Origin of the sequence: Crocosphaera sp. (assembly GCF_030064895.1) — a bacterium.
Lineage (GTDB): Bacteria > Cyanobacteriota > Cyanobacteriia > Cyanobacteriales > Microcystaceae > Crocosphaera.
Map to the genome: position 1 here is coordinate 21,594 of NZ_JASJEB010000081.1, position 6,899 is coordinate 28,492.

Consider the following 6,899-nt stretch of genomic DNA (forward strand, 5'->3'; position numbering starts at 1 on the left):
CCTGCAAGTTTAGACCTCGGACTTAACCCTCAATGTGTAAATTAAAGGTAATTATCATGGTACAACAAGTTATCAAAGAGTCCCCACATGGAAGTTTCAAAGTAACGCAACTTTGTCAAAACATTGTCATCTGTGAAGATATCCATAATAAGCAGAAATGGGGTAATGAGACAGAAGATCAACCGGCCTTTATGGTTTATGTAGGTTGTTTAAGAGAGGAAGCTAAAGGTACGATGCACACATTCAATAATTTGTATGGTTGCAAATGGTGTGAAATCAGAACTCCTAAATATTTGAAAGACTTTGAATGTGAAATTAAAGTCAAGGGAATGAGTAGATTAGGGCTTAATCACTTAGTCCAAGAACAGAATTTAAGTGATTACAGTTTTGATTTTAAAGATGAGATTTTTGAAGCTGCTGAACTTCTTAAACAAGAACAAGAGTTAATCGCAGAACCCGAACAGATAGCGAAAGTGATTAGTAACTGGTTAGAAGATCAATTAGAGGATATTATTTGGCATTACTGTAATAGTCCAAGCTTTCAAAAAAGTATATTCAAGATTGAACTTGAACAGGAAAAAGCTTTAACTAACTAATCTTTTATTTTCCCCCACCTTTGGGGGAGTCTCTTCAATCAAAAGTAATCAACCATGAACTATTCAGACCTTGCTCAACCTTGGTTAGAGTGGGAGTCCGAACTTATAGCAGAAGACCAACTTAACTGTTATATCAATGGACAAAACGACGCTTTAACTGGGGAAAAACCCCAAGAACCTGATAATCAATCTTACATGGTGGGATGGGAAGAAACCATTAAAAAGATTGCAACAGGAGAAATTAACCCCGAATTACTTAATAGTAATTATCCAGAAAGTACAGCAGATGAGGAATTTTAGAAATGATTAAAACTTTAGACACTATCAAATATGCAGCCTTAGCTATTCTTAAGAAAGTAGCGGTTAAAATTCTTAAGTTTCGTTTCTTAGGTAAAGGTGAGACTCCTTGGGTTTATTATGAAGATAAACAAGGGAAAAGACGGGCAACGTTTCTTAAAAAGTCTGCTTTTCAAGGATATGATTGGAATCATGATTATAGCGAAGTTACCAACTTAGAAACGGGAGAAGTTTATCAAGTTTCTGCTGATTCCTGTACTTGTAAAGATTGGATTTATCGAGTAAAGACTGGTAAAAAGTCTCAATGCAAACATCAGATCATGAGGTCAGAATATGTTGAAGTTGAGCCTAGTCAAAACTTCAATGATTTTGATATTAATGATGAAGACTTACCGCTAGGATGCTTTACAAGAAAACATGAAACTAAGAATAATATTGAATATCGGTTATTTGCTTGGGTAAGGAAATTTAATGGGGAAGAATATTCTCCTGAAACTGAAGAAATAGGCAGTATTATTAAAACTCAGTTTTCAGGGGTAGAAGCATGGATGAAAAAGGCAATTCATGGGGTTCCATTTGATGAAGTTAGTGATGCTGTTAACTATCTTTTGAGAAAAATTAACTTAAAAGAAACTGCCCAGGTTTATCAATATACAGAATCAATATTTTAAGCAGTAATGCAGAATTATTTACCCTAATTGTACATATCATTTATGGAGAGTTGAAAATGTCTGAAATCATCAAAGTTAATCAAGAAGAAACCTTAGCCATCACCAGAGAACATTATGAAGTTATGACTGCGTTTGTTAAAGAACAAATGAAAGAAAATGTAGATTTTGGGGTCATTCCTGGAACAAATAGTAAACCAACTTTACTTAAACCAGGAGCCGAGAAATTATGCAGATTATTAAGTTTGAATCCCACCTTTTCCTTGATTAGTTCAATCATTGATTTTGATAAACCTGTCTTTTATTATCATTATCAATGCAGTCTTTATCATAAAAATCAATTAGTAGGACAAGGGGACGGTAGTTGTAATAGTAAAGAGAGAAAATATCGTTATCGTAAAGCAGAATTAACTTGTCCTATTTGTGGTCAACCTACAGTTATTAAAGGGAAAGAACAGTATGGTGGCGGTTATGTTTGTTATAAGAAAAAAGGAGGTTGTGGAGCTAAATTTAAAGATAATGATGCAGAAATTACTAATCAAGATGTTGGTTTAATCGAGAATCCTGATATCTTTGACCAAGTAAATACCATTCAAAAGATGGCACAAAAAAGAAGTTTAATTGCTGCTGTCCTTTGTTCAGTCGGGGCCAGTCAATTCTTTACCCAAGACTTAGAAGATATGGACTTTGCGGTGCGACCCTGCTCCCTCGCAGGGAGCCAAGGAACGCGCACCAAGACAGAACAACCCAAACAAACAAGAAAGGTCAAAAATATTACTCTTAAATCTCGTTCTATTAATAATGAAATTTCTTCTGATAGTAAAGCGAAAACTAAAGAAGAATGGTATCAAATGGGAATTATTGATGCTTCTAATGGGGAAGAAGCTAAATATCCTAATGTTCAACCTTATCTTGATGGTTTTTATGAAGAAACCAAACAAAGACAATTAAGAAAACTTGAGAAGGATATGGAATTCTAATCAATCACTATCAGGGGTGATTTCCCCCATACTCACTACATTAAGGAGAAAAAAATGACTGAAACTAAGTATTGGAAAACCCCAAACGGGAAAGAAATTGAATATCAAGAAAAATTGCTCTATCAAATTTTCTATGAAGAAGTAGGATGGTACAAAATTATAGAAAGAAAATGGCCAAAAAATACGGATCTTATTATCTTAAATTCATACGATTTACATGGTGATGTGTTAGATCCTTCTATTGTTACCAGGATAATCAGACTGTGTAAATTACCTCATGTTGAATATGAAAGTAAAAAGTATAAGTTCATACAAAAAGCTTATAAGTATATAGCTAAAGCAACTGATGGACTTTAACCTTAATGGGTATAAAATTATCCTCTCATTAACTCACTTCATTAATTAAGGACTAAAAAACAATGGAAACTAATGGTAAACTTTGGCAAATTTCTGATGATATCTTAGAATTAGAAAGAGTCATTGATGAGATTGAAGATTGTAACGATTTAAGCGAATCTGAAAAAGAGGTTAGACGTAATCATGTCTTTTCTGAATGGCTTAATAGTGACGCTCAATTTGATGATAAAGCTGAAAAAGTTGGTCATTACATCAAGCATCTTGAAGCCCTAACAAAAGCCCGTCAAACTGAAATGAAAAGGTTGAAAATTTTAGCAGAGATGAGTGAGAAACAATCAGCTAGATTACGGAATTATTTAGTTAAAGAAATGTTACGGGTTGATAAAAGAAAAGTTGAAGGGGCAACTTGTAAACTATCAATGAGACGTAAACAACCCCGTGTCTGTTTGAATGTTGAACCGGAACAGTTACCATCAGAGTTTCAAAGGGTAAAAATTGAGCCTAATCTGACAGAAATTAAGAAAGCTTTGAAAAGTCAAAAACAACTTGATTGGGCTTTCTTTAGTGACAATCAAGAATACAGTTTGATGATTAAGTAGGAGGTAAAAATGTATCATTTTATAGGAGCAAACTTTTTAGGAGAAGCCCAAAAGCGACTAAAAAACAGAGAATGTATTACTTTTACCAAACCTGATGTAACAGTAACTTATCAATACACTAATTACCCTAAAGATTGGGATGGAAGTGGTGGTAATTGCTACTCAGATAAACCAGCCCTAGAGATGATGATTTGGTGGAAAGGAAAATCTCCTAGATATACCAACTGGCATTAAATAAAAGTAATAGGGGGAGTTTCCCCCCAATTTCAACAAAAACTTATATTTTGAGGATTAATTAAGATGGAATGGCAAGAATTTGACCCAAAGGAAATTGAATCTATGGACGAATTTATAGAGAATTACAAAAAATGGAAAATTTACTTTTGTATTCCTAATGGGGGGATTTTAGCAGTCAGTGTCAGTAATGGGAAAATTGCTTATAGTTACCTTTCTGAATTGGAGTTCTTAGAACAAGGAATTGATAGATATTGTGACTCTGAGTGGCATCTTCAGAAAGCAAAGACTTTTATTGATTCAATGAAAAAAACCTCAGTTCGGAAAAAAAAGCGATCAATTAAGAAAAGCTTTTTTCAATTAGAAATCAATCTTTTTGATGACTAAATAATTCAATTAACAATATTGTTAATGATTACAAGTGGAGAAAATTATGAGTAAATATCCTTGGTTATTATTTCATCCTAATATTCCTAAACCGTTACATGGGTTAGCACCAAGAGTCATCAAGGGACAACAATGGTGGAACAGGACAAAAAGAGAAGCAAAGGCTAAATTAGGTCAACATTGTTGGGCTTGCGGTGTTCATAAATATGACGCTAAATATCATCACTGGCACGCCCTTCGGGAAGGCAAAAAGCAAAAATCAAAAGGCAAAAAGAAATTAATAATAGAGGGAATCATTCAAACTAGAATAACCAATTTATAAAAAGACTTTTGCCTTTTGCCTTATACCTTTTGCCTTTGCGAAGCGCGTGATGGGAGAATGCAAATGATCGCTGGTTCTGCTGATTTTTCCCGAGAGAAATATATGGATATCATTGAACACGGTGAAAGTGTTTTAAAAAACTGGTTTAAGTTAAAAGGATGGCGTTGGAAAGGTTATAAAGAAGTTTGTGAACCTTTCCGTCCTTATTATGAACTTTATCCTGAATTACCCCCATTTTCTAATAAAATAGAATGGGCGCGCTTCGCGAAGGTAAAAGGCAAAAAGCAAAAGTAAAAAAGAAGGAATTTCTGGAATTTTAGTAAATAGATAAGACTACTGATAAATATGATACTTTTGACTTTCCGAAGCGCGTCATTTAATTGTTGATGGGAAACGATACGAAGCTAAACATAAAAGTTATGAAGATTGGTTACGGTTTTATCAAAAATAGATTAACTTTTCAGTGATTCAATAGAGAATAATAGGAATAGGAACCAGCCCCCTCTTGTGGAGCTATCGTTAGGAAAAATTGTGTATTTAATCATCATGTTTCTCTTTCCACCCTAAAACTCTCTCATATAAAGTCTCATAAACTAAATGAGTATGATTTCCATAATGTTTCTGATTATCAAGTTTTTTAGGTTTTTTAATCACGGTAACTGGATAACTACAAAACTCATCAATAGATGCTTGAAAATCAATTCCTAATATACCTATTCTATCATCAGAAATGTTCTTAATCGCATTTAGTAAGTCATTATCATTATCTTCTACGCTTACGTTTGCGCTTGAGCTTGAGCTTGAGCTTATGCTTGAGTTCAAAGGAATAGCAAAACAAAAATAATGACAAAATTTAAGATAATTAGTCCACTTATAATCCGATTCAAAATCTTGAAGACAACTCTTAATTTCAACCACAAAAATATCTTTCGGTCGTTTAAAAGTCCATCTGACAACGGCTAAAAAATCTAACCTGTATCGATGTCTTTCAAAATTAACCCTCACTTCTGTATGATCTTGATAATATTTTGCTGCGTAATTCCTTGATGCTATTATTTTAGTCCAGTCGACTAGATTGACGGAAAGCGATCGCACAATGGTCGGAGCAATTTGACTTCTTTTTACTTCCCCCCCGTCTAAACTTGCAGCTTCTTCACCTTCACCTTCACCTTTATCATCATTATGATGATCATGATCATCACCAACAGTAGAATTTATTTTATTCTGCCCCAAATGCCTGTAAGTCCCTTCTTGCCCCTTTTTCGGACGACCTCGATTAGTTATAGTGATAGGGATAGGGATAGGTAAAACTAAGGGATCAGACTGTTGCCCTTGCCCTTGCTCTTGATTCTGTTGTGATGAACCGGTTGACCCTTCGGTTGAGGTTGAGGTTAAGGTTGAGGTTAAGACCTCATCGTTAACAACGGTGTTTAATGGTAGCGGTAACTGATCTGAATTAGAAGTTGACGGCTGGTAATCAGCTGCTCCTTCTCTAGTTTCTCCTCCTCCAGTTTCTGCGCTACGACTGCCACTGCCACTGTCAATAAGGGAAGGCCGATAACTTTTTTCAATTTCCCGACATTCGGCCACTGTTGCCTTACCGTTTAACACTTTATCCCTTAAAGTCTCGAATACTGGAGTGGGAGCTTGTCTTTGCACCTTCTCTAACCGATCTAATGCCTCCGGGGCCGCTTTAATCTCGTCTAATCGTTCTAACTGTAAATCTTCATTATCTTTATCTTCATTATCCTTTTTATTTTCTACCTCTACATTAGACACTAACTGCAAATAATAACGAGACGCTTTGATATATCGCCAAATCAAAGACGGTTGGCGATCGCATCGAATGGCAATATCCTTAACCCAGGCAGTGAATGAAGTAAACTCAGGCTTAAAAAGCTCTTGTTTGTGTACAATAATAGCCAATTTAGCAATTTCCGTCCAATGATAATTTTTTCCCCGTAAAAGCTCTGTAATTCGATCATTTACCTGTTCTAATTGTAATTCTAACTGGATAATTTTCATTATTTTTACTCTAGTTAACTAGATTATTATACAATAAGAACCATAAGATAAGACCCCGTAGTTAACGACAGGGTTTGATGAATTTGATGAATATGATTTGGCCTGTCCGTCATTTCATTTAATATTTATCATTCGTTTGGAAGTAGGCTTAAAACCAAAATGTTCAATGTGCGGAATGCACTGCCGCTTTCCACCTCGAATTCAATTCGAGGTGGGTCGGCAGTTCAATGTTTAATGTTCAATGTTCAATGTTCAATGTTTAATGTTTAATGTTCAATGTTTAATGTTCAATGTTTAGCATTATGGGAAATTATTTAGATATTGAAAGATTAACTAACTTAGTACGCAGTAAACGTGGTTCTCGTGGTTTGCGAGAAACAGCAGCAGAAATTGGTAATGTTAGTCCTTCTACTATTTCACGGGTAGAAAATGGC

12 protein-coding genes are annotated in these 6,899 nt (G+C 34.8%); 11 read left to right on the top strand and 1 reads right to left on the bottom strand.

Annotation, left to right across the window (positions count from 1 at the left end; all coding sequences use genetic code 11):
- Positions 1-56: 56 nt before the first annotated feature.
- The 10 genes from QNJ66_RS16955 (at position 57) to QNJ66_RS17000 (ending at position 4,734) form a co-directional block, all read left to right on the top strand.
- The gene (locus QNJ66_RS16955; RefSeq protein WP_300508986.1) at positions 57-596 is read left to right on the top strand and encodes a hypothetical protein; all 540 of its coding nucleotides are present in this window, start codon (positions 57-59) and stop codon (positions 594-596) included.
- A gap of 54 nt (positions 597-650) precedes the next feature.
- On the top strand, positions 651-896 hold the full coding sequence (locus QNJ66_RS16960; protein WP_300508987.1) for a hypothetical protein: 246 nt from the start codon (positions 651-653) through the stop codon (positions 894-896).
- 2 nt (positions 897-898) lie between these two features.
- Complete coding sequence (locus QNJ66_RS16965; protein WP_300508989.1) at positions 899-1,564, top strand: hypothetical protein; 666 nt, start codon at positions 899-901, stop codon at positions 1,562-1,564.
- A 56-nt stretch (positions 1,565-1,620) separates the two neighbouring features.
- On the top strand, positions 1,621-2,541 hold the full coding sequence (locus QNJ66_RS16970) for a hypothetical protein (RefSeq protein ID WP_300508991.1): 921 nt from the start codon (positions 1,621-1,623) through the stop codon (positions 2,539-2,541).
- Between the two features lie 54 nt (positions 2,542-2,595).
- Complete coding sequence (locus QNJ66_RS16975) at positions 2,596-2,898, top strand: hypothetical protein (RefSeq protein WP_300508993.1); 303 nt, start codon at positions 2,596-2,598, stop codon at positions 2,896-2,898.
- A 62-nt stretch (positions 2,899-2,960) separates the two neighbouring features.
- Positions 2,961-3,497, top strand: a complete 537-nt coding sequence (locus QNJ66_RS16980; protein WP_300508995.1) for a siphovirus Gp157 family protein — start codon at positions 2,961-2,963, stop codon at positions 3,495-3,497.
- Positions 3,498-3,506: 9 nt separating this feature from the next.
- Positions 3,507-3,731: a hypothetical protein gene (locus tag QNJ66_RS16985; protein ID WP_300508997.1), complete on the top strand. Its 225-nt coding sequence runs from the start codon at positions 3,507-3,509 to the stop codon at positions 3,729-3,731.
- A 66-nt stretch (positions 3,732-3,797) separates the two neighbouring features.
- Positions 3,798-4,118, top strand: a complete 321-nt coding sequence (locus tag QNJ66_RS16990; RefSeq protein ID WP_300508998.1) for a hypothetical protein — start codon at positions 3,798-3,800, stop codon at positions 4,116-4,118.
- Positions 4,119-4,164: 46 nt separating this feature from the next.
- Positions 4,165-4,440: a hypothetical protein gene (locus QNJ66_RS16995; protein WP_300508999.1), complete on the top strand. Its 276-nt coding sequence runs from the start codon at positions 4,165-4,167 to the stop codon at positions 4,438-4,440.
- Positions 4,441-4,503: 63 nt separating this feature from the next.
- Positions 4,504-4,734 carry a hypothetical protein gene (locus QNJ66_RS17000; RefSeq protein ID WP_300509000.1) on the top strand — a complete coding sequence of 77 codons (231 nt, stop codon included), beginning with the start codon at positions 4,504-4,506 and terminating at the stop codon, positions 4,732-4,734.
- Between the two features lie 243 nt (positions 4,735-4,977).
- Here QNJ66_RS17000 and QNJ66_RS17005 read toward each other — a convergent pair whose 3' ends face one another.
- Positions 4,978-6,465 carry an MmcB family DNA repair protein gene (locus QNJ66_RS17005; RefSeq protein ID WP_300509001.1) on the bottom strand — a complete coding sequence of 496 codons (1,488 nt, stop codon included), beginning with the start codon at positions 6,463-6,465 and terminating at the stop codon, positions 4,978-4,980.
- 302 nt (positions 6,466-6,767) lie between these two features.
- Here QNJ66_RS17005 and QNJ66_RS26240 point away from each other — a divergent pair.
- Positions 6,768-6,899, top strand: a 132-nt coding sequence (locus tag QNJ66_RS26240) for a helix-turn-helix domain-containing protein (protein ID WP_366146292.1), incomplete at its 3' end; no start/stop codon positions are given.

Coding starts and splice junctions, on each gene's coding strand:
- QNJ66_RS16955 (WP_300508986.1), top strand. CDS start 57: ATGGTACAACAAGTTATCAAAGAGTCCCCACATGGAAGTTTCAAAGTA.
- QNJ66_RS16960 (WP_300508987.1), top strand. CDS start 651: ATGAACTATTCAGACCTTGCTCAACCTTGGTTAGAGTGGGAGTCCGAA.
- QNJ66_RS16965 (WP_300508989.1), top strand. CDS start 899: ATGATTAAAACTTTAGACACTATCAAATATGCAGCCTTAGCTATTCTT.
- QNJ66_RS16970 (WP_300508991.1), top strand. CDS start 1,621: ATGTCTGAAATCATCAAAGTTAATCAAGAAGAAACCTTAGCCATCACC.
- QNJ66_RS16975 (WP_300508993.1), top strand. CDS start 2,596: ATGACTGAAACTAAGTATTGGAAAACCCCAAACGGGAAAGAAATTGAA.
- QNJ66_RS16980 (WP_300508995.1), top strand. CDS start 2,961: ATGGAAACTAATGGTAAACTTTGGCAAATTTCTGATGATATCTTAGAA.
- QNJ66_RS16985 (WP_300508997.1), top strand. CDS start 3,507: ATGTATCATTTTATAGGAGCAAACTTTTTAGGAGAAGCCCAAAAGCGA.
- QNJ66_RS16990 (WP_300508998.1), top strand. CDS start 3,798: ATGGAATGGCAAGAATTTGACCCAAAGGAAATTGAATCTATGGACGAA.
- QNJ66_RS16995 (WP_300508999.1), top strand. CDS start 4,165: ATGAGTAAATATCCTTGGTTATTATTTCATCCTAATATTCCTAAACCG.
- QNJ66_RS17000 (WP_300509000.1), top strand. CDS start 4,504: ATGATCGCTGGTTCTGCTGATTTTTCCCGAGAGAAATATATGGATATC.
- QNJ66_RS17005 (WP_300509001.1), bottom strand. CDS start 6,465: ATGAAAATTATCCAGTTAGAATTACAATTAGAACAGGTAAATGATCGA.